Source organism: Corynebacterium zhongnanshanii (assembly GCF_014490575.1).
Taxonomy (GTDB): domain Bacteria; phylum Actinomycetota; class Actinomycetes; order Mycobacteriales; family Mycobacteriaceae; genus Corynebacterium; species Corynebacterium zhongnanshanii.
On record NZ_CP061033.1, the window covers coordinates 1293994 to 1315283 of the forward strand.

General features: G+C 62.3%; 18 protein-coding genes. 11 read left to right on the plus strand and 7 right to left on the minus strand.

Annotated features, from left to right (window positions below; translation table 11 throughout):
• Positions 1-21: 21 nt before the first annotated feature.
• Both efeO and efeB read left to right on the plus strand, forming a co-directional pair.
• Positions 22-1164 carry an iron uptake system protein EfeO gene (efeO, locus tag IAU67_RS05800; RefSeq protein ID WP_151841760.1) on the plus strand — a complete coding sequence of 381 codons (1143 nt, stop codon included), beginning with the start codon at positions 22-24 and terminating at the stop codon, positions 1162-1164.
• Positions 1164-2420 (plus strand): iron uptake transporter deferrochelatase/peroxidase subunit, encoded by a 1257-nt coding sequence (gene efeB / locus IAU67_RS05805; protein ID WP_151841761.1) that lies wholly within the window; start codon positions 1164-1166, stop codon positions 2418-2420. The genes efeO and efeB overlap by 1 nt, the downstream gene beginning before the upstream one ends.
• On the opposite strand, the gene serA is transcribed toward efeB, so the two are convergent.
• Both serA and IAU67_RS05815 read right to left on the minus strand, forming a co-directional pair.
• The gene (gene serA / locus IAU67_RS05810; RefSeq protein ID WP_151841762.1) at positions 2417-4006 is read right to left on the minus strand and encodes a phosphoglycerate dehydrogenase; all 1590 of its coding nucleotides are present in this window, start codon (positions 4004-4006) and stop codon (positions 2417-2419) included. The genes efeB and serA overlap by 4 nt on opposite strands.
• 96 nt (positions 4007-4102) lie before the next feature.
• Entirely contained in the window at positions 4103-5212 is a 1110-nt protein-coding gene (locus tag IAU67_RS05815; protein WP_151841763.1) for a GTP-binding protein, read from the minus strand.
• Positions 5213-5326: 114 nt separating this feature from the next.
• On the opposite strand from IAU67_RS05815, the gene IAU67_RS05820 reads away from it, so the two are divergent.
• The 4 genes from IAU67_RS05820 (at position 5327) to IAU67_RS05835 (ending at position 9291) form a co-directional block, all read left to right on the plus strand.
• Positions 5327-5926, plus strand: a complete 600-nt coding sequence (locus IAU67_RS05820) for a VanZ family protein (protein WP_151841764.1) — start codon at positions 5327-5329, stop codon at positions 5924-5926.
• 40 nt (positions 5927-5966) lie between these two features.
• Complete coding sequence (bioA, locus tag IAU67_RS05825; RefSeq protein ID WP_151841765.1) at positions 5967-7343, plus strand: adenosylmethionine--8-amino-7-oxononanoate transaminase; 1377 nt, start codon at positions 5967-5969, stop codon at positions 7341-7343.
• Entirely contained in the window at positions 7340-8071 is a 732-nt protein-coding gene (bioD, locus tag IAU67_RS05830) for an ATP-dependent dethiobiotin synthetase BioD (protein ID WP_151841766.1), read from the plus strand. The genes bioA and bioD overlap by 4 nt, the downstream gene beginning before the upstream one ends.
• Positions 8072-8265: 194 nt before the next feature.
• Positions 8266-9291, plus strand: a complete 1026-nt coding sequence (locus IAU67_RS05835; RefSeq protein WP_151841767.1) for a zinc-dependent alcohol dehydrogenase — start codon at positions 8266-8268, stop codon at positions 9289-9291.
• On the opposite strand, the gene IAU67_RS05840 is transcribed toward IAU67_RS05835, so the two are convergent.
• From IAU67_RS05840 to IAU67_RS05855, 4 genes are all read right to left on the minus strand, one after another.
• The gene (locus IAU67_RS05840; RefSeq protein ID WP_151841768.1) at positions 9288-10511 is read right to left on the minus strand and encodes an aminotransferase class I/II-fold pyridoxal phosphate-dependent enzyme; all 1224 of its coding nucleotides are present in this window, start codon (positions 10509-10511) and stop codon (positions 9288-9290) included. The two genes, IAU67_RS05835 and IAU67_RS05840, sit on opposite strands and share 4 nt — an antisense overlap.
• Before the next feature lie 48 nt (positions 10512-10559).
• Positions 10560-11576, minus strand: coding sequence for a ketol-acid reductoisomerase (gene ilvC / locus IAU67_RS05845; RefSeq protein WP_151841769.1), 1017 nt, complete (start codon positions 11574-11576; stop codon positions 10560-10562).
• A 115-nt stretch (positions 11577-11691) separates the two neighbouring features.
• Positions 11692-12198: an acetolactate synthase small subunit gene (ilvN, locus tag IAU67_RS05850; protein ID WP_151841770.1), complete on the minus strand. Its 507-nt coding sequence runs from the start codon at positions 12196-12198 to the stop codon at positions 11692-11694.
• On the minus strand, positions 12198-14060 hold the full coding sequence (locus IAU67_RS05855; protein ID WP_151841771.1) for an acetolactate synthase large subunit: 1863 nt from the start codon (positions 14058-14060) through the stop codon (positions 12198-12200). The genes ilvN and IAU67_RS05855 overlap by 1 nt, the downstream gene beginning before the upstream one ends.
• A 189-nt stretch (positions 14061-14249) precedes the next feature.
• On the opposite strand from IAU67_RS05855, the gene IAU67_RS05860 reads away from it, so the two are divergent.
• From IAU67_RS05860 to IAU67_RS05880, 5 genes are all read left to right on the plus strand, one after another.
• A complete protein-coding gene (locus IAU67_RS05860; protein WP_151841772.1) occupies positions 14250-15857 on the plus strand; it encodes a mechanosensitive ion channel family protein in 1608 nt (535 codons plus the stop codon).
• Positions 15858-15878: 21 nt separating this feature from the next.
• Positions 15879-16427, plus strand: coding sequence for a PH domain-containing protein (locus tag IAU67_RS05865; RefSeq protein WP_225723456.1), 549 nt, complete (start codon positions 15879-15881; stop codon positions 16425-16427).
• Positions 16428-18275, plus strand: coding sequence for a dihydroxy-acid dehydratase (ilvD, locus tag IAU67_RS05870; protein ID WP_151841774.1), 1848 nt, complete (start codon positions 16428-16430; stop codon positions 18273-18275). It begins immediately after the preceding gene.
• 62 nt (positions 18276-18337) lie between these two features.
• The gene (locus IAU67_RS05875) at positions 18338-18841 is read left to right on the plus strand and encodes a VanZ family protein (RefSeq protein ID WP_151841775.1); all 504 of its coding nucleotides are present in this window, start codon (positions 18338-18340) and stop codon (positions 18839-18841) included.
• Positions 18842-18875: 34 nt separating this feature from the next.
• Positions 18876-19511: a LysE/ArgO family amino acid transporter gene (locus IAU67_RS05880; RefSeq protein ID WP_151841776.1), complete on the plus strand. Its 636-nt coding sequence runs from the start codon at positions 18876-18878 to the stop codon at positions 19509-19511.
• Between the two features lie 21 nt (positions 19512-19532).
• On the opposite strand, the gene IAU67_RS05885 is transcribed toward IAU67_RS05880, so the two are convergent.
• Positions 19533-21272 (minus strand): ABC transporter ATP-binding protein, encoded by a 1740-nt coding sequence (locus tag IAU67_RS05885; RefSeq protein ID WP_151842403.1) that lies wholly within the window; start codon positions 21270-21272, stop codon positions 19533-19535.
• Positions 21273-21290: the final 18 nt, after the last annotated feature.

Below are 21290 nucleotides of genomic sequence, written 5' to 3' on the forward strand. Positions count from 1 at the left end.
ATCGGATAGAAAGAAGTCCTCATGACTACTCAGCCATTCAAAACCATTCGCGTTGCCGCTCCCCTTTTGCTGATCCCAGGCCTTTTGGTCGCCTGCGCGGACAAGGCAGACACCAGCGAAGCCATCACCGTTGCCGCCACGGACACCGCTTGCGAGCTCAGCACCACGGACGCAACGACCGGTACCAACACCTTCACTATCACCAACAACGGTTCGAAGGTCAATGAGTTCTACGTCCTCACCGAGGCCGGCCGCATCCTGGGCGAGGTGGAGAACATCGGCCCAGGCGCCACCCGTAACCTGGTGGTGGAGATCCAGGAAGCCGGCTCCTACCTCACCCAGTGCAAGCCTGGCATGGTCGGAGAAGGAATCCAGGGGCCACTGAAGGTCACGGGTGATTCCGTGAACCTCGCCGAGGGCGATGCAGCCCTGTCTGAGGCCGTGGACCGCTACCTGGACTACGTCCGCAGTCAGACCAAGGCCCTGCAGTCCCAGGTGGATGAGTTCACCGCAGCCATCGACTCCGGCGATGTAGAGACCGCCAAGAAGCTCTACCCGATCGCCCGCACCCCATACGAGCGCATTGAGCCTGTTGCCGAGTCCTTCCCGGATGACCTCGATCCTCGCATCGACCTGCGTGAGGCTGACGTTGCCGATGGCGACGACTGGACCGGCTTCCACCCGATCGAGAAGGACCTGTTCACCAAGGGCAAGATCACCGACGAGACCAAGAAGCTGGCCGAGCAGCTGAAGAAGGACGTGGCCGAGCTGGTCGATGGTGTGAACGCCGACGATTACTCCGTCACCCCCGCTCAGATCGCCTCCGGTGCTCAGGGTCTGCTGGATGAGATCGCTACCAGCAAGATCACCGGCGAAGAGGACATCTTCAGCCACACGGACCTCTATGACTTCCAGGCAAACCTGGATGGTTCCAAGGCCGCCATCGCCTCCCTGGAGAAGCCTCTGCAGGAGCGCGACAAGGACCTCCTGGAGGAGATCAACAAGCGCTTCGATGCTGTGCAGAAGCTGCTGGATAAGTACCGCGAGGGCGACGGCTTCATCAGCTACGAGAAGGTCAACGAGTCCCAGCGCAAGGAGCTGTCTGTGGCTCTGGACCAGCTGACGGAGAAGGTCTCCGCTGTTCAAGAAAAGGTGACGAGCTAATGAGCACGTCTTTTTCCCGTCGTACCTTCCTGACCGGTGCGGGCTTGGGCGCCGTGGCAGTCGGTGGCGGTGCCGCCGCCGTCGCCGCCTTTAATTCCTCCGACGCCGAGGCGCAGGAACTGGAAGCCCCCGTCGAGTTCTACGGCCCTCATCAGGCCGGCATTGCCACCCCGCAGCAGGAGAACCTGCACATCGTGGCGCTGGATGTGTTGAAGGACGCGAAGGCCGAGGATCTGAAGAAGCTGCTGACCCAATGGACCGGCATGGCCGCGCACATGTGCGCGGGCGAGCCGGCGTCGGATAAAAATAATGGGATTCAGGATGACATCAGCGAGTACGCTGTGCCGTCGGATTCCGGCGAAGCCGCCGATCTTGCCGCCAACCAGCTGACCATCACGATCGGCTACGGCCCGAGCCTGTTCGATAACCGCTTCGGGCTGAAAAAGAAGAAGCCGGCACAGCTTGAGCCGCTGCCGAAGTTCCCTTCCGACCAGTTGGTGGAGGAGCTGTGCTACGGCGACATTGTGATTCAGGCTTGTGCGAACGATCCTCAGGTGGCTGTCCACGCGGTGCGCAATCTCACGCGCGCGGGCAGCGGCGTGGTGGAAGTGCGCTGGTCGCAGCTGGGCTACGGCCGCGCGAGCTCCACTAGCGAGGAGCAGTCCACCCCACGCAACCTGTTCGGGTTTAAGGACGGCACCCGCAACATCAAGGGCGAGGAAACCGCCGACATGGACAGCTATGTCTGGTCGGACGAACCCACCTGGATGGACGGCGGTTCCTTCATGTGCGTGCGCCGCGTGCGCATGCTGCTGGAGGTGTGGGATCGCCAAACCTTGAAGGATCAGCAGGAGACCTTCGGGCGTTACCGCAAGTCCGGTGCGCCGATGGGCACCGCCGATGACCCGGCGAAGGAGCACGATACCGTGCCTCTGGACCTGGTGATGGGAACGGAGCCTGCGGTTCCGGAGACGTCTCACGTCTACCTGGCTCACCCGGATAATAACGACGGGCAGCGCATTCTGCGAAGGGCCTACAACTTCGTGGAGGGCTCCGATAGCTTCGGGCACATCTCCGCGGGCCTGTTCTTCATCGCATACGCTGCCCGACCTGCGGAAAGCTTCATCCCTATTCAGATGAAGCTGTCCCGCAACGACAAGATGAATGAGTACGTACGCTACGAATCCTCCGCCATCTTCGCCTGCCCTCGCGGGCTGGCTGATGGGGAGGATTGGGGTACGCAGCTATTCGATTAGAAGTCCAGCTGGAAAGCGGACTCTGCCTTGAGCTCTGCGGAGATCTCCTCCAGCAGAGCCTCAGGGATGGTGTTATCCACGCGCAGCACCAGGGTTGCGGTGGAGTCACCATCGTTAGGCGACAGTGCTGCGGCATCGATGTTGATGCCCTCGGCGCCGAGCTTGGTTCCTACCGTGCCCAGGGCGCCTGGCTGGTCTCCGTAGACCAGGAACAGGTTGGAGCCCTGCGCGCGCAGGTCCAGGCCACGGTCGTTGATGCGCACGATCTTCTCTACGCGTTCCAGGCCGGTCAGGGCACCGGTGACCACGGCGTTGGTGCCGTCGGCAGCGATGACATTGACCTCCAGGACGGAGCGGTGGGTGACGGACTCATCGGCCTTCTCCACCTTCAGCGTTACTCCACGCTCTTCGGCGATCTTTGGTGCATTCACGAAGGTGACCTGCTCGTCGATCACGCCGGAGAACACGCCGCGCAGTGCGGCCAGGCCCAGGGCGTCAACAGACTCGGTGGACAGCTCACCGCGCGCGGTGACCTGAACGGTGGCAGGGGCAGCGCCCAGCAGGGCTCCACCCACGCGGCCAAGGTTGGTGGCCAGGGACAGCCACAGGGCAACCTCTTCGGAGACCTTTCCGCCGGAGACGTTCACGGCGTCCGGAACGAAGTCGCCAGCCAGTGCGCGCAGCACGGAGGCTGCAACGTCGGTGCCGGCACGGTCCTGTGCTTCCACGGTGGATGCACCCAGGTGTGGGGTGACCACAACTTCTGGGAGCTCGAACAGTGGGGAGTCGGTGCAAGGCTCGGAGGCGTAGACGTCGAAGCCTGCGCCGCGGATGTGACCGGACTTGATGGCGTCTGCCAGTGCCTGCTCATCGACCAGGCCACCGCGGGCGGCGTTGATGATGATCTGGCCCTTCTTGGACTTAGCCAACAGGTCTGCGTCGAACATGCCTGCGGTTTCCTTGGTCTTAGGCAGGTGGATGGTGACGAAGTCCGCGCGTGCCACGAGGTCTTCCAGCTCCACCAGCTCTACGCCCAGCTGTGCAGCGCGTGCAGGGTTGGCGTACGGGTCGTAGGCGATGATGTCGGTCTCGAAGGCCGCGAGGCGCTGGGCGAACAGCTGGCCGATGTGGCCGAAGCCTACGATACCGACGGTCTTGCCGAGGATTTCCACGCCATTGAAGGAGGAGCGCTTCCACTCTCCGTCGCGCAGGGTCTTGTCGGCTGCGGGGATCTGGCGGGCGGTGGCCAGCAGCAGGGAGATAGCGTGCTCGCAGGCGGAGTGGATGTTGGAGGTTGGGGCGTTGGCCACCATCACACCCTTGGCCGTGGCGGTGTCGATGTCGACGTTGTCAAGGCCCACGCCTGCGCGTCCGACGATCTGCAGCTTCTTAGCGGCTTCCAGCACCTCCGCGTCAACGGTGGTGGCGGAGCGGACCAGCAGGGCGTCTGCGTCGACGACTGCCTTCAGCAGCTCTGGGCGGTTTGGTCCGTCTACCCAACGGACTTCTACGGAATCTCCCAGTGCGTCAACGGTGGACTGGGAAAGCTTGTCTGCAATGAGGACAACTGGACGGTTGGTACTCACGAATTTATCTCCTGGAATGGAATATTGCGCCTCTACCACGAAACGACCGCGCCGTGATACAGGTGGACCACGCCTGCCAAATGTGACGTGCGACCCCTACAGAATAGCGCGTACCTCCTCATCCGTCAGCATGGCCTCCCGGAATTTTCGAACCGCTTGGTCTGCATCGAAGTTCACGCCGATGAGAACCACTTCGTTTCCGGGCTTTAGGTCCACCTGTTGCCAGAATCCTGCTGCTTGAATACGCAGGTCAGGACCCGCTTGGTGCCATACCTGGACCTTGTCGATACTGTCTGCGATCCAGCAGTACCCCTTGGAGCGCACCAGTCCGCTGGTGGAGCGTAGCGCCTCGATGAGTCTCTCCCGATCAAAGGGCCGGTCGCCAGTGAAGACCACGGAGCTGATGCCGTATTCCTCCGTTTCCGGCGTGTGGGGGTTGGTCAATTCGTCCATGTACCCCTGGTAGGCGCGCGCCGTATCTTCGTCGTACAGGTGCGCACCTAAGATATCCGACGCCACCGTGTGCCGTCCCCCATCGTTTCTGACAACTCGCCCGTGTTCCATCTTCTCGATGGTGGCGCGGGGGTTCATGCGGCGCAGGATCTGGTAGGTGGCGTGGTAGCGGGCCTCGGGGATGAGGTCTGCTTTGGTGATGTAGATTTTGTCGGCGAATTCCACTTGGTCGACGAGGAGGTCGGCGATGGTGCGCTCGTCGTCGGGGGTGGCTCCGAGGTCTTCGTCCACGAGTTTTTGTTTGTGGCCGATCTGGGTGAGGAATTGGTTGGCGTCCACGAGGGTGACCATGGTGTCGATGGGGGCGACGTCGGCGAGCCGGGTACCGTCCTCCCACTGCCATTCGAAGGTGGCGGCCACGGGCATGGGTTCGGAGATGCCCGTGGATTCGATGACGATGTGGTCGTAGTCGCCAGACTTGGCGAGCTCGCCCACGGATTCCACCAGGTCTTCGCGGAGGGTGCAGCAGATGCACCCGTTGGTGAGTTCCACGAAGCGGTCTTCCCCGCGAGTAAGGTGACCTTCTCCGGCGATGAGGGCGGCGTCGATATTAATTTCGGAAAAATCGTTGACGATGACGGCGATGCGGCGGCCTTCTCGATTGGCGAGGATGTCGTTGAGGACCGTGGTTTTGCCGGATCCGAGAAATCCGGAGAGGATTGTCACGGGTGTTTTATTGGAAATGTTTTTCATGGGAGAGACTGTACACGGTCATGAAAACTCCTACCAATAAATGAGAGGTGTGAGGGCTCACTGCTAGGGTGGATGTTAATTATCCAAAAACAACCCGAACAGTTCACCCTCATCATGACCACACGTACCTCCACCCCACCCCGCTGGCTCACTCTCCTCGCGCTCGCGGCCTACACCGCGGTTGTCCTTGCGCTCACCATGTTTAAAGCCTTCTATCAGATCGGCTATCTCTGGAATCCGGACAACCAACGGCAGCAGGGCATATCCCTGCAGCTGTTCGGCGAGTTCAGCCGAGGCGATAGCTGGTTTGCTCCCCTGTTCGGATACGTTGGCAACATCGCCTTCTTCGTGCCTTTCGGCATGCTGCTCTACTTCCTGCTTCGCGGCCACGCGTCTTCTCAGGGGCACGCCTCCTCACGCGGCGTGGCGCGCACGATCGTGCTCACCACCCTCATCGGGATGTGCACCAGTGCTGCCATCGAGGCCGCCCAATACATCTTCTCCCTCGGTTTCACGGACATCGACGACCTCATCATGAACACGTTCGGCGCGGCGCTGGGCGGAGTGATTGCAGCGGCGTCGGATAAGATTTTTGGCCCACGCGGCCGGTGGGCATGGGTGTCCCTCGCACTGGCGCTCGGCATTGTCTTTGCGGTTCTGGTGGGGCTCGGGGAGCGCCTCGGTGACCCGGATAAGGTTGTGGAGGTTAACTAAACCACGCCCAGGTGACGGGCCGACACACTAGAGTTGAACTATGTTCAATTCTGGCTCATTCCATGCTGCCTCGTCCCACGCTGAGTCCAACACATCAGGGCGCACGGCTCGCGCCACCCAGGCTGCTATCCGCCACGGCGACCGGCAGTTCCTGTGGCACCCCTACGCGCCCCGCACATCCCCCACCGACAACCTGGTGGTGGACTCCACCGACGGCGTGCACCTCACCCTCGGCAGTGGGCAGCGCGTCATCGACGGCATGAGCTCATGGTGGGCCGCAGCACACGGACACGGCCACCCTCACATCACGGCCGCCGCGCATCGGCAAATAGACACGATGAGCCACGTCATGTTCGGCGGACTCACCCACGCGCCCGCCGTGGAGCTCGGCGAGAGGCTCATCTCACTGTGCCCCAGCATGGACAGCGTGTTCTTCTCTGATTCTGGCTCCGTGGCTATCGAAGTAGCCCTGAAGATGGCCCTTCAGGCCCAACGAGGCCTGGGGCGCCCGGATAAGACCCGCTTCCTCACCTGGCGCGGCGGCTACCACGGGGACACCCAAGGCCCCATGGCCGTCTGCGATCCTGACAACGGCATGCACTCCCTGTGGGGGTCCGTGCTACGTCCTCAAGTGTTCGTGGATGCCCCGCCGCCGCGCGGGAGCAGCAGCGCACACCTGCAGTCCTACATGGAGACCGTGCGCGCGGAACTTGTCCGCCCGGATAGCGACATCGCCGGCGTGATCGTGGAACCCATCGTTCAGGGCGCTGGTGGCATGACCTTCCACGACGCCGAGCTACTGCGCCACCTACGCGAGCTGTGCACGGAGACGTCCACCGTTCTGATCTTCGACGAGATCGCCACGGGATTCGGGCGGACCGGACGCGTCCTGGCCTGCGATCACGCAGGTGTAGCGCCAGATATTCTGTGCCTCGGCAAGGCCCTCACCGGCGGGTTCATGAGCTTCGCTGCCACCCTGGCGGCCGAGTGGATTGCCCGCGCGATTGACAGCCCCACTGGTGGCGGGGCGTTGATGCACGGGCCGACGTTCATGGGCAACCCTCTGGCGTGCGCGGTGGCGTGTGCCGCACTCGACTTGATCGACAGCGGCTACTGGAAAGAGTCCGTGCCCAGGATTGAGCAGGAGCTTCGTGATGGCCTGGAGGGACTCGCCGATCACCCGGCTGTCGCCGACGTGCGCTGCCTCGGGGCCATCGGCGTGGTGGAGATGCGCAAGCCTCTGGATATGGCGCTTGCCACCCGCACCGTGGTGGAGCACGGCGTGTGGCTGCGTCCGTTCGGCAGGCTGCTCTACACCATGCCGCCATTCATCAGCACCAGCGAGCACATCGCCACGATCACCCGGGCGATGCAGGCAGTCGTGGCTGCTCACACACCCGGGGAAGGACTCTCATGATTGTTGCCATCACCGGAACTGGTACGGATGTGGGCAAGACGGTGGCCACCGCCGCCTTGGCCAGCCACATTGCGCGCGCTCACAGCGATGGGCTGGACGGCGTGCACATCGTCAAGCTTGCCCAGACGGGTGAGCCGGTGTCCGAGAGGAATGCCACTGGCGATGCGGCCACTATTGCCGCTCTCACCGGGGCCCGTCACGTCCACGAGCTGGCACGCTACCCCGATCCCTTGGCGCCACTGGATGCGGCAGTGGTCAGTGGCCGCCCTCCTCTGCGGCTGTCCCATGCACTCGTGAGAATTGAGGAGATTCACGCAGCGGCCGGCGAGGATGGCTGGGTGCTCATCGAAGGCGCCGGCGGGCTGCTGGTCAACATCGGGCTGGATGATGAGGGAGACGCCTGGACGATGGCAGACTTGGCGTCGGCACTCTCCATCCCCATCATCGTGGTGACCACGACAGGATTGGGCAGTCTCAACGCGGCGGCGCTCACCCTGGAGGCGTTGAGCAGCCGGGGTGTGCAGTGCGCGGGGCTCATTGGCGGCAGCGTGCCTCAGGATCTCAGCGGCGAGAAGAACCTGGCGACGCGCATCACCCTGCAGCACTTCTCTTCCGGGGCCGCGGCACCGTGGCTGGGCGCACTTCCGGCCGGGGCAGGCGCACTCCCTCAAGAACAGTTTCTGTCAGGAAATTGGTTAAAAATAGAATCATTACTCGAAAATCATTAACAATTAGCCAGTATCACGGGGGTAATCGTTCAATCGCACCTTTTATTCTGCCGTGCCCGCCACCTGGATAAACATCCCCGCGCGCATCTCATCCCCCTCCAGTCAGGGGTAACCGGAGTAGAAAGCATAGCCACACCTTCCTAATTTTGGAATGGAAATCAACCGCTCATGCTTTTCCACGAAAGGATGCCACCATGACTGAACAATTCTCTGCCGCAGTGGTCGAAGAATTCGGCCCCACCCTCAACGTCCGCGGAGTGGACCTCCCCGAACCAGGCCCAAACCAGGCACTGGTGCGCAACGTCGCTTCCGGAATCTGCCACACCGACGTCCACGCCGCCGAAGGTGACTGGCCCGTCAAGGCCACTCCCCCATTCGTGCCTGGCCACGAAGGCGTCGGCGAGGTCGTCAAGCTCGGTCCTGGCGAGCACACCGTCAACATCGGCGACATGGTCGGAAACGTCTGGCTCTGGTCCGCCTGCGGCACCTGCGAAAAGTGCCGCACCGGATGGGAGACCCTGTGCGACAACGCCGAGTACGGCGGATACACCGTCGACGGCTCCTTCGGCGAATACATGCTGGTGGACACGCGCTACTGCGCACGCATCCCCGAAGGCTCCGACCCCATCGAAGTCGCACCAATCCTGTGCGCCGGCGTGACGGTCTACAAGGGCCTCAAGGTCGCTGAGACCCGGCCGGGCCAGTTCATGGTCATCTCCGGCATCGGCGGCCTGGGCCACATTGCCGTCCAGTACGCCGTGGCGATGGGCATGCGCGTCATCGCCGTGGACGTGGCGGACGACAAGCTGGAGCTGGCGAAGAAGCACGGCGCCGAGTTCACGGTCAACGCCAAGGAGCAGGACCCTGCCGAGACAGTGGCCGACTACACCAATGGCGGTGCCCACGGCATCCTGGTGACGGCCGTGCACCCGCAAGCCTTCGGCCAGGCGATCGGCATGGCACGCAAGGGCGGAACCATCGTGTTCAACGGCCTGCCTCCAGGAGAGTTCCCGGCACCGATCTTCGACATTGTCTTCAAGGGCCTGACCATCCGCGGATCCCTGGTGGGAACCCGTCAGGACCTGGAGGAGGCATTGGACTTCTATGCACGCGGCAAGATCAAGCCGACCGTCAAGGAAGTGCAGCTGAATGACATCAACGATGTTTTCGATGGCCTGCTCAAGGGCGGCATCGACGGCCGCCGTGTGATTCGCTACTAGCGAGTCCACACATCGTGGAGCGTATCCACTAATGTGTCGATCTGCTCCCGAGTATGGGTGGCCATGACGGTCACCCTCAACATCGCGGATCCGCGTGCCACCGTGGGATAACGGATCGCTGGCACGTGGATTCCGCGTTCCCGCAAGCCGTGCGAGATCTCCATCGCGTGCGCCTCATCTCCCACATGAAGCGGAATGATGGGGCTGTGCGGATGAGGCCCCGGATGCAGATACTCCGAGGCCCGCTGCGTCAGATACTCCACGTTGTCCTGCAAGCGCTCCACCAGCGCAGGCGTGTTCTGCAGTTGCTCCAGGGCCGCCCCCGTTGCAGCCATCACCCCGGCCGCGTTCGAGGTGGAGTACACATAGGGGCGGGATTGATTCCGCAGCAGCCGTGCGGTCTGCGTATCGCAACACACGAACCCACCCTCACTACCCAGGGCTTTGCTAGCGGTGCCGACCACGATATCGGGGCGGGCACCGGTCTCCTCGCCGAGTCCCCGCCCCGTGGGGCCTAAGGTTCCCAGGCTGTGCGCCTCGTCGACAATCAGCCATGCCCCGTGGCGGTGCGCAACCTCCACGAGCTCAGCGGTGGGTGCAACCGTCCCATCCATGGAAAATAATCCGTCCGTCACCACGAACATGGGCCCCGCAGGGTGGTCACTCGAGGACTGTGTGCGTACTCGATGCGTCGCTAGTGCCTCATCTAATTCTCCGACGCCACAGTGCGGGTAAATGACAGTGCGCGCCCGAGACAACCTGCACCCGTCGATGATGCTGGCGTGGTTGCGTTCGTCGGAAAAGATGGTGGCGGTGGAATCCGCGAGCGCTGTCAGGAGCCCCACGTTTGCTTGGTAGCCGGTGGCGAAGTACACGGCTGATTCATAGCCCAGCCATTCGGCTAGGGAGCGCTCCACGGCGTGGTGAATGTCCAGCGTTCCTGTGGTCAGGCGTGAGCCACCGGATCCGGTTCCCCTCTGATCGATGGCGTTGTGTGCCGCGGCTTTCACCTGGGGATGGGCGGACAGGCCCAGGTAATTACTGGAGGAGAATAGCAAAAACTCACGGCCATCGATGGTTGCGATCGGCTCCTGAGGGGAAGAAAACTCCCAGGTAGAGCGTTCCAGCCCTTGCTCTGCCCACGCTGTGTTGCGTTGGCGGATAGAGGCTGGAACGTCCTGACTGAGACTCTTCGTGGGACTCTGCTCGGAGTGATCCATCAATGACCGTGAGTAGGCGCCACTACTGCCGTAGTGTGTGCGAAGGACTTAGGCGGTCTCTGCGCGAGCGTCAACCTTGACCCAGCTCATCAGGTCGCGCAGCTTCTTACCGGTCTGCTCGATCTGGTGATCGTTGTAGGATGCGCGCAGGCCTTCCAGCTCCTTGTTTCCACCCTCGACGTTGGCCACCAGGCGCTTGGTGAAGGTGCCGTCCTGGATGTCGGTCAGGATGTCCTTCATACGCTCCTTAGCACCGGCGTCGATCACGCGTGGGCCGGACAGGTAGCCACCGAACTCTGCGGTGTCGGACACGGAGTAGTTCATGTTCTCGATGCCGCCCTCGAACATCAGGTCCACGATCAGCTTCAGCTCGTGCAGGCACTCGAAGTAGGCCATCTCTGGCTCGTAGCCAGCCTCAACCAGAACCTCGAAACCGGTCTTGACCAGTTCCTCGGTACCACCACAGAGCACAGCCTGCTCACCGAACAGGTCGGTGACGGTCTCAGCCTCGAAGGTGGTAGGGATGATGCCTGCGCGGCCACCACCGATGGCGGATGCGTAGGACAGAGCCAGGTCGCGGCCGTTGCCCTGTGGGTCCTGGTCCACGGCGATCAGGCAAGGAACACCCTTGCCGTCGACGAACTGACGGCGCACCAGGTGGCCTGGACCCTTTGGAGCTACCATGCCGATGGTGATGTTCTCAGCTGGCTCGATCAGCTTGAAGTGGATGTTCAGGCCGTGTCCGAAGAAGACTGCGTCGCCGTCCTTGAGGTTCGGAGCGATGTCGTTGTTCCAGATCTGAGCCTGGGAGGTATCTGGAGCCAGCAGCATGATGACGTCTGCCCACTCAGCGGCGTCAGCGGTGTTCTTGACCTCGAAGCCGGCCTCCTGAGCCTTCGCTGCGGACTTGGAACCCTCGCGCAGACCAATAACAACCTCAACGCCGGAATCGCGCAGGTTCTGGGAGTGTGCGTGACCCTGGGAGCCGTAGCCGATCACTGCAACCTTCTTACCCTGAATCAGGGACAGGTCAGCATCCTTGTCGTAGAAAACATCGATTGCCATTGTGGTTACTTCCTTTCGTCGATCTGGTTGCTTACTCTATCAGATCGTTTCATCAATTGGGATATTTATTCCACATAGTGGAACTGTGGTGCGGCCTCACCGGCCGCATCCACGGCTACAGCTTGGAGGGGTACATCGCCTTCGGGCCACGGCTCATCGCGGTCATGGAGGACTCCACCAATTCACGAATACCAAACGGCTCCAGCACATCCAGGAGCGCCTGCAGTTTCGTGGACGTTCCGGTGCATTCGATGATGACAGAATCCGGCCCCACATCCACCACGTGCGCGCGGAACAGTTTGGCGGACTCCACCACCTGAGCGCGGGTGGAGTTGTCCGCAGACACCTTCACCAGCATCAACGCACGGGCCACAATCGCCTCAGGATCGTGGCGGGACACCTTGATGACCGGAATCAGCTTGTTGAGCTGCTTCGTGATCTGCTCCATCACGTGCTCTTCGGCCTCCGCGCGGATCGTGATGCGGTTGATGCCGTCGATTTCGGTGCGACCAGAACTGATGGAAATGATGTTGTATGCGCGGCGGGTGAACATGCCCGTGATGCGGGACATGATGCCGTCGACGTCTTCACACAGAACAGACAGAGTGTGGATGGTTGCCATTAGTTCTGCTCACCTTCTTCAACTACTTCGTGGATTTCTGCGGGATCTTCAGCGGCGGACTCTTCGTCGTCGAACAGCGGGCGAAGATCGCGAGCGTACTGGATAGCCTGGTTGGACGTACCGGCGGGAACCATCGGCCACACCTGGGCGTCCTCACCCACGATGAAGTCGATCACCACGGGACGGTCATTGATCTCCATGGCCTTGCGGATCGTTGGTTCGACCTCTTCTTCCTTCGTCACACGGAACGCAGCACATCCCATGGACTCAGCCAGCATCAGGAAGTCCGGCAGGTACTCTTCCTTCGGCTTCAGGTTGGTGTTGGAGTAGTGACCATCGAAGAACAGGGTCTGCCACTGGCGAACCATGCCCAGGTTTCCGTTGTTGATCAGGGCAACCTTGATCGGCAGATTTTCCACGGCACAGGTCACCAGTTCCTGGTTGGTCATCTGGAAGCAACCATCGCCATCGATGGCCCACACGGTGGCGTCGGGGTCGCCGGCCTGCGCACCCATGGCCGCAGGAACCGAGTAACCCATCGTGCCCAGACCACCGGAGTTCAGCCAGGTACGAGGCTTTTCGTAGTCCACGAACTGTGCAGCCCACATCTGGTGCTGTCCCACGCCGGCCACGTAGATAGCGTCAGGTCCTGCAACCTTGGACAGCGTGTTGATGACGAACTGTGGTGCCAGCTTGCCGTTCGGGTTTTCCTCGTAGCCGCGTGGGAAGTCGGTCTTCAACTTGTTCAGGTAGCGCAACCACTCGGCGGTCTCAGGCTTCGGCAGGTCCAGGTCCTCCATCGCCTCGTGCAGCGCGGTGAGCACCTCGCGGGCGTCGCCCACGATCGGCACCTGTGCCTCACGGATCTTGCCGATCTCCGCAGGGTCAATGTCGGCATGGATGACCTGCGCGTCAGGAGCGAAGCTCTCCAGCTGGCCGGTCACGCGGTCGTCGAATCGGGCGCCAATGGTGATGAGCAGGTCGGACTTCTGCATCGCAGCCACAGCCGGCACGGTTCCGTGCATTCCCGGCATTCCCATGTTGAGCTCGTGGCTGTACGGGAATGCGCCCAGCGCCATGAGGGTGGTGACGACCGGGATGTCGTTGGCCTCGGCGAAGCGGATGAGCTCGTCGGTGGCGTCGGATTTAATCACTCCGCCACCGATGTACAACGTCGGGCGTTCCGCGGCGCTGATGAGCTTGGCAGCCTCTTCGATCTGGCGAGAGTGTGGCGTGGTGACCGGACGGTATCCCGGCAGGTCGTAGACGGGTGGCCACACGAAGTCCAGTTCAGCGTTCTGAATGTCCTTCGGGATGTCCACCAGGACGGCGCCGGGGCGTCCGGTCGAGGCCACGTGGAATGCCTCGGCGATCGCGCCCGGGATGTCCTCGGGGCGGGTCACCATGAAGTTGTGCTTCGTGATGGGCATGGTCACGCCGCGAATGTCGGCTTCCTGGAACGCATCCGTACCCAACAGCTGCCGACCGACCTGACCGGTGATGGCAACCAGCGGAACGGAGTCCATGTTGGCGTCCGCGATGGGGGTCACGAGGTTGGTCGCACCGGGGCCCGACGTGGCGATGCACACACCCACGCGGCCCGTGACCTGGGCGTAGCCCGTCGCAGCGTGTCCGGCACCCTGCTCGTGACGGACCAGGATGTGATTGAGCTTCTCGGAGGAGTACAGCGCCTCATAGAGGGGCAGTACGGCGCCGCCGGGAAGGCCGAAGACAACGTCGGTTCCCAGCTCCTCGAGGGAACGGACAATAGCCTGGGCGCCATTGATACGCTCAGGGCTGCCTGACCTGTTGTTCTTCGCCACAGTTGCTGGGCTTGGTTGCGAGCGTGATGCGTCAGTCACGGGTAATTCGCTCCTGTTAGTACGGACAAAACGTGAGCCAGCTTATATGGCCGCTGGCGGGGTCGCAAACAACTATACCCCCATTCACCATAGTTTTCCCAAATGATGGTTATGTATTTCCCACAGAATGAAACATGGGGCACTTTAGCACGCCACGCTGTGTAGGACGTACGCGCTAGTGTGGCAAGCATGGATTTCAAGTTCTTCCTGTTCAAAATATGGGGTCTCTTGATCGACCACGGCATCCCCTTAGCCGCACTGTTGGTCTTAGCCATCCTCATCCCGCGCGCCGGCAGGCTGTTGAACCGCATCCTGTCCCGCAAACTCGATGAGGGTGAAGAATCCACCAAGGCCTCCCTGGCGTTGATGGGTGCCCTGGTGTACGTCCTGCAGGCTGTGGCATACTTCGCCATCATCATGTTGGCCTTGACCAACGTGGGCGTGCCTCCCATGGGCGCGGCCATCCCCGCCACCGTGGTCTCCGCGGCCGTCGGTTTCGGTGCCCAGTCCGTCATCGGCGACTTCCTTTCCGGATTCTTCATCATCTCAGAGCGCCAGTTCGGCGTGGGTGACTTCGTCTCCTTCGACGGAACCTCGGACTCTGTCTCGGGCACCGTGGTGGCCCTGACGCTGCGCGCCACCAAAATCCGCACCTCCACCGGCGAGGTCGTCACCATTCCCAACGGCTCCGCCGGCGTGATCACCAACTTCTCGCAGGAGTGGTCCCGCGCGGTGGTGGACATGCAGATCCCCCTGCGCCCCGGTGAGACGATGAAGGACCTCAACGAAGCCCTGAAAACCGCCACGATGAAGGCCCTGGAGGATACCTCCATCCGCCGCGATGTCACCGGCGAACTCGATATCTGGCCCGCCATGTCCATCAACCCTCCGGCCACCGCGGGCCAGCCGTGGACCGTGACCACCCGCATCAACGTGGAGGTCAATCCTGCCCGGCAGTGGGCCGTTGAGCGCGTCATCCGTGCCGCGTTACTGAACACCTTCTGGGACCGTTACGAGCACACGCCCGACGTCACCGGGCTCACCCTCGCCGAGTCCTCCCACGCGCTGCCCGTCGATGCCGCCGATGCTGCTACCGATACTGCCTCCGCTGAGGACTCCACGCCGTCCTCCTCCCCTTCTGCCGACGCCGAGGCCTCCACCACCGAGGCACACTCGGACACCACGGAGGGACTTGAGGAGGTGGCTCGCGCCACGTCTGACGATGGCCCAGGAAGGCCTGCGTTCTCGGACGAGTGGGACAGGGACACCAGCCAGCAGTCCCCTGCACGTCCGAGCGCGGAGGATGTTGTCCAGGACACCTTGAGTGTGGGTGGCCGCATGCGCGCCTCGACCACGGTCTTGCTGATTACTCTGTTAATTCTGGGAACGTTGGCGCTGTTTTCCGCCAATCCAGAAGGTGCGGATGCCGGACTGCTCAATCCTGATCGGTGGAGGACCAGTACCGCGGCGTCCAGTGAGGAGATAACCCCCAGCGCCACGGAGACCGCACCGGCGGAGGCCACTGCGGAGAACACCGCGGGTTCCACCTCCACACAGGATCCGAACGCGCAGACCGGCACGGTGGAGCGCGGCACGCCGACGGAGAGCAACGGGCGCCCGAACTCCGGCTCCGATAATTCTGAGCGGGAACCCACCTCCAATAATTCCGGGGGCGCTGGTTCTACGGGACAGTCCCAGTCAGGCAATAACTCCAATGGCACTGGTGGACAGGACTCGTCTGCTGGCCAGACTGGCAACGGCGATAGCCAATCAGAGCCAATTGCAACCAATCCCTAAACAACTGATTAAATGGAACCCATGAGCTCACACCCAACCACCGTGATTCGCCCGAGCAGGGAACACCTTCTGGGCGCGGCCATTATGTTTTTGATCTGCCTGATGTTCACTGGCTATAACATCAAGTGGTTCTTCTGGGTTCCGATTCTGCCGTTACTGTTTATCGTCTGGGTTCTGCGCGTGCGCACCATCGTGACGGACAAGGGCTTGTCCACGCGCTACCTGTTGAAGTCCAATGAGTCCGTGAGCTGGGATGACTTCTCCGGCGTACTCATTGCGAAAAACGGACGTGGATATGCGGTGCGCACAGATGAGACGAAGTTTTGGCTCCCCGGTGTCACCTTCAATTCCCTCGTGGAGCTCAATAAGGCCAGCCAGGGTAGAATTCCTGACCCGGTGACCGCCGGTCGCGAGGCCGCCCATGACAAAGTGCAGGTTGTCCACAAAGACGGCTATGCAGTCTTGATGGATAAAGACGACTATGCAGAATATGAGGCTCAGCGACGCGCTGAATACGCTGAGCAACACAACAAGAAATCCGCACACAAGACATCCAAAGAAGAAGAATAAATGAACGCCATCTCTCTGAGGTCCTCAGTCACCACCCAAGGCCGTAACGCAGCCGGTGCCCGTGCCCTGTGGCGCGCCACCGGTATGACCGATGATGACTTCAATAAGCCCATCATCGCGATCGCCAACTCCTACACCCAGTTCGTTCCTGGCCACGTTCACTTGAAGGACGTGGGAGAGATCGTTGCTGACGCTGTGCGTGAAGCCGGTGGTGTTCCCCGCGAGTTCAACACCATTGCCGTGGACGATGGCATTGCCATGGGTCATGCGGGCATGCTGTACTCGCTGCCGTCCCGCGAGGTGATTTCCGACGCCGTGGAGTACATGGTCAATGGCCATGCCGCGGACGCCCTGGTGTGTATCTCCAACTGTGACAAGATCACCCCCGGCATGCTCAACGCCGCGATGCGACTCAACATCCCCGTGGTGTTCGTCTCGGGTGGACCGATGGAAGCCGGCAAGGCTGTGGTTGTTGATGGCGTGGCTCAGGCGCCCACGGACTTGATCACGGCCATTTCCGCGTCCGCCTCGGATGCGGTCAACGCTCAGTCTCTGCTGACGGTGGAATCCGCGGCCTGCCCCACCTGTGGTTCGTGCTCCGGTATGTTCACCGCGAACTCCATGAACTGCCTGACCGAAGCCCTGGGTCTGTCCCTGCCGGGTAACGGCTCCACGCTGGCCACGCACGAGGCACGTCGGGCGCTGTTCACCAAGGCCGGCCACACCATTATGGACCTGTGCACGCGCTACTACGGCGATGGCGACGAGTCTGTCCTGCCCCGCAACATCGCCACCCGCGAGGCCTTTGAGAACGCGATGGCTTTGGACATGGCCATGGGTGGTTCCACGAACACGGTGCTGCACATCCTGGCTGCGGCTCAGGAGGGACAGGTGGACTTCAACCTGTACGACATCGACCGCCTGTCCAAGACCGTCCCCTGCCTGTCCAAGGTCTCCCCGAACTCGGACTACCACATGGAGGACGTGCACCGCGGTGGCGGAATCCCCGCGATCCTGGGTGAGCTGAAGCGCGCTGGAAAGCTCAACGAAGGTGTGCACTCCGTCCACGCGTCCTCCCTGGATGAGTGGTTGGGCACCTGGGACATCCGCAGCGGCACGGCCTCCGAGGAGGCCATCGAGCTGTTCCACGCCGCACCAGGTGGCGTGCGCACCACGGAGCCGTTCAGTACCTCCAACCGCTGGTCTGAACTCGATACGGACAGCACCAATGGTGTGATCCGCGATGCCGAGCACGCCTACACCGCCGATGGCGGACTGGTCATCCTGCGCGGCAACCTGGCCGAAAACGGCGCCGTCATCAAGTCCGCCGGTATCGACCCTGACGTCTGGCACTTCGAGGGCAAGGCCCTGGTAGTGGAGTCCCAGGAGGACGCCGTGCGCGTGATCCTGGACAAGGTGGTCCAGCCAGGAGATGTGATCGTGGTGCGCTACGAGGGACCGTCCGGCGGACCTGGCATGCAGGAGATGCTGCACCCCACTGCCTTCCTTAAGGGCTCCGGCCTGGGCAAGAAGTGTGCGCTGATCACCGACGGCCGCTTCTCTGGTGGTTCCTCCGGAATCTCGGTGGGCCACATCTCCCCTGAGGCTGCCCACGGTGGCCTCATCGGACTGGTTCGTGATGGCGACCCGATCCTCATCGACGTGCACGAGCGCCGCCTGGAGCTGCAGATCTCCGACGAGGAGATTGCGCGCCGTCGCGAGGAGATGGAAGCCTCCGACAAGCCATGGACCCCCACCACCCGTCAGCGCACCGTCACCAAGGCGCTGCGCGCGTACGCCTCGATGGCGACGTCCGCGGACAAGGGCGCCGTGCGCGAGGTGCGCTAGCACCCTATGCTCTTGCGCGCTAGCACTTATGAATTAGTGTGCTAACCCCTATGATGTGAGGTATGACCCGAGCCCTCGCAACCCGCCAGGCAACCGGCATCACACTCGGTGTGGTGTCGGTTGTGGTGTTTATCCTCACCCTCGGCAAGAGCCTGGTCTCCCTGGCAGGACTGTGGTCCACGGAGGCGCACAACCAGCGTTCCCTGGACTTCATCCTCTTCAACGACTGGTTCCGTCCCACCGTCTGGTACGCGCCACTGACCAACACCTTCGGGAATATCCTGCTCTTTCTCCCCCTCGGCTTCCTGCTGATGAATCTCCATCGCCGCAGTTCCCTCCGCGTCGTGGCACTGATCGGCCTTGCAATTAGCCTGTCCATCGAAACCCTGCAGTACATCTTCGCCCTGGGCTACTCGGACATCGATGATGTCCTCTTCAACACCCTCGGTGCCGTGTGTGGCGCGCTGCTAGCCCGTCGCCTCTCGGTGCCTGCTCGGGGCGCCGTCACAGGTATTATCCTTGTCTCGTCGCTGGCCATCCTTGCCCTGATGGCCCTCACCAACTAACAACCAGCTCGAGCATCATCGAGGAGGAAATCCAGTGAGCTTTTCTGTGGCCGCGCAAGCGTTTGCCCTGTGGATCTCACTCATCGTGGCCATCGGCCCACAAAATGCCCTGGTCATCAAGCAAGGCATCAAACGCGAAGCTCTGATTCCTGTGCTGATGGTCTGCATTCTGTCTGACCTCGTCATGATTATCGCCTCGCTCGCCGGCATGGGTGCACTGTTCACGCGTTACCCCGCACTCGTTCCGATCCTGATGTGGGGTGGCATAGCGTATCTGGTGTGGTTCGCCTGGACGAGCTTCCGGGAGGCCTTTTCTTCCTCGTCGCTGTCCCCCACCGACGTTGTGCGTGATCCTATCAATCCCGACGCCCAGCCATCGCCCACTCGGCGCGCCGTCACCACCGCCCTCGCGTTGACCTGGCTCAATCCCGCGATGTACGTGGACACCCTAGTGATGCTAGGAAGCCTCTCAACTCATTTCCCCGGAGAGCAGCTGTCGCTGGGACTGGGGAGCATGGCCGGCACTCTGCTTTGGTTCCCTGTACTGGGGTTTGGCGCGGCGGCGCTGTCGAAGCCGCTGTCCCGCCCACGGGTGTGGACGTGGATCAACTGTGCGATCGGCTGTGTCATTCTTGCCGTGGCACTCAACCTCGCGCTGAATGCACTCTGAGGTCTGGGCCAAGCCGGTGGCTTACTGCTGCCCCTCCCAGCGGTGGAACAGCTCAGCGTACTTTCCGCCGCGGTCCACCAGTTCCTGGTGCGTGCCGTCTTCCACAATGCGCCCCTGCTCCATCACCAGCACTCGGTCGGCCAGCATCGCTTGGTCCAGGCGATGGGCCACCACCACGCTGGTGCGCCCCTTCGCGATAACCGCCGCGGCCTGCTCCAGCGACCGTGCGTGATCGGAGCCGGCCTCCGCCGTGGCTTCGTCCATGATGAGCACGGGCGGATCCCTCAAGATCACCCGCGCCAGGGAAATCTGCTGGGCAACCTCAGGCGCCACAGGCTCCGCCCCCGCCCCGATGAGTGTATCCAATCCTTCGGGGAAGGCCCTGCGCCACCCCGCCGTGCCAGGCCGAAGGCCCGTGATGGCCAGGGCATCCAGAAGCTCTTGGTCCGAGCGTTCCCCCGCCATCAGCAGATCCTCGCGCAGCGTTCCGGAAAACAGGTGCACCTCCTGGGAGACGAGGGACACGGTGTGCGAGAGCCAGGCGTCGGATATATCGGAAATATAATGGCCACCCACAACAATCGTGCCGCGCGTCGGTTGCAGCAGCCCCGCGATGAGAGAGGCGACGGTGGACTTGCCCGCCCCGGACGTGCCCACCAACGCCGTGGTGGTGCCCGGGTGCAGGGCCAGGTTTAGCGACTCCACCACCGGGGCGCCCGTGGGATAGGCGAAAGTGACATCGCGCAGCTCCACGGCGGGTGCGGTGACGGGCTCCGGGTGGTGGGCGTGATCCTCCGGAGCCATCGTCGCCAACGCCACCGCGCGGCCCACACCCACCATGGATTCCTGGATCTGGCCTGCGAACATCAGCACGTTGAACACGTGGATCTCTAGGCGCACCACCAGGACAGTCGCTGCAGTCGCCGCGCCGATGCTCAGCTGCTGCTGGTGGACCAGCACCGCGTTGAGAGCGATCGTGCCGATCAGCAAGATCCCATAGACCACATGCCCCACGGCCATCAGGCGGATGAACAACGGGATCCGGCGCACGTGAGCCTGGACCGCATCCCAGGAACCGCGCTCCATGCGCTGCAGTGCCCACGGGCCGCGGCGCAGAGCCTGCAGCGTGGGAAGGCCGCGGACGGTATCCAGCACCAAGTTATTGCGGTGGGCCTCCGCGGCGGAGACAGCGTTGGCAGTCGGCGGCAAGACCTCAAGAATCCGGCGCAAGGCAGGCCAGACGATCAACGCGCCCGCAATAAACAGGAGGAGATACCACGGGCTGATGAACAGCATGGACACCACGGTGAAGGGGAAGATCAGCAGCGTCACCACCAGGCGCAGGCCGATGATGGTGGCGACCATCACCGCCTGGTCAATGTCCTTGGTCAGGCGGGTGATGACGTTTCCGGTGCCGAGCTCAAGGACCTGCGGGGCGGGCGCCCGCAGCACGCTCGCCAGGCCCGCGCGGCGCAGGTCCACGCTGAGCGCGCGGACCTTGGACAGCAGCACATAGTTACTCACCGAGCGCGCCAGGTTTTCCACCAGCAAGGCCGCGGCAATGACGGTGAGCAGCAGGGCGAAGTTGTCCCCGATGAGGGGGATCGACCGTCCATCAATAATGTCGACGGCAAAGCCCATCAGGTTGGCACTGGCCAGCATGCACAGCACCACCGTGCCGAAGGACAGCACACTCGCAAAAATCCAGCGTGCCCGCGGGCGGCTGGGCAGCGTGCCCAGAAACGCCGCGGACTGTCTCATGGAGGCGGGAGCCAGAGC

What these genes read in the sequence shown, in the direction of transcription:
- efeO (WP_151841760.1), top strand. Translation starts at nt 22, where the DNA reads ATGACTACTCAGCCATTCAAAACCATTCGCGTTGCCGCTCCCCTTTTG.
- efeB (WP_151841761.1), top strand. Translation starts at nt 1,164, where the DNA reads ATGAGCACGTCTTTTTCCCGTCGTACCTTCCTGACCGGTGCGGGCTTG.
- IAU67_RS05815 (WP_151841763.1), bottom strand. Translation starts at nt 5,212, where the DNA reads ATGAAAAACATTTCCAATAAAACACCCGTGACAATCCTCTCCGGATTT.
- IAU67_RS05820 (WP_151841764.1), top strand. Translation starts at nt 5,327, where the DNA reads ATGACCACACGTACCTCCACCCCACCCCGCTGGCTCACTCTCCTCGCG.
- bioA (WP_151841765.1), top strand. Translation starts at nt 5,967, where the DNA reads ATGTTCAATTCTGGCTCATTCCATGCTGCCTCGTCCCACGCTGAGTCC.
- bioD (WP_151841766.1), top strand. Translation starts at nt 7,340, where the DNA reads ATGATTGTTGCCATCACCGGAACTGGTACGGATGTGGGCAAGACGGTG.
- IAU67_RS05835 (WP_151841767.1), top strand. Translation starts at nt 8,266, where the DNA reads ATGACTGAACAATTCTCTGCCGCAGTGGTCGAAGAATTCGGCCCCACC.
- IAU67_RS05840 (WP_151841768.1), bottom strand. Translation starts at nt 10,511, where the DNA reads ATGGATCACTCCGAGCAGAGTCCCACGAAGAGTCTCAGTCAGGACGTT.
- ilvC (WP_151841769.1), bottom strand. Translation starts at nt 11,576, where the DNA reads ATGGCAATCGATGTTTTCTACGACAAGGATGCTGACCTGTCCCTGATT.
- ilvN (WP_151841770.1), bottom strand. Translation starts at nt 12,198, where the DNA reads ATGGCAACCATCCACACTCTGTCTGTTCTGTGTGAAGACGTCGACGGC.
- IAU67_RS05860 (WP_151841772.1), top strand. Translation starts at nt 14,250, where the DNA reads ATGGATTTCAAGTTCTTCCTGTTCAAAATATGGGGTCTCTTGATCGAC.
- IAU67_RS05865 (WP_225723456.1), top strand. Translation starts at nt 15,879, where the DNA reads ATGAGCTCACACCCAACCACCGTGATTCGCCCGAGCAGGGAACACCTT.
- ilvD (WP_151841774.1), top strand. Translation starts at nt 16,428, where the DNA reads ATGAACGCCATCTCTCTGAGGTCCTCAGTCACCACCCAAGGCCGTAAC.
- IAU67_RS05875 (WP_151841775.1), top strand. Translation starts at nt 18,338, where the DNA reads ATGACCCGAGCCCTCGCAACCCGCCAGGCAACCGGCATCACACTCGGT.
- IAU67_RS05885 (WP_151842403.1), bottom strand. Translation starts at nt 21,272, where the DNA reads ATGAGACAGTCCGCGGCGTTTCTGGGCACGCTGCCCAGCCGCCCGCGG.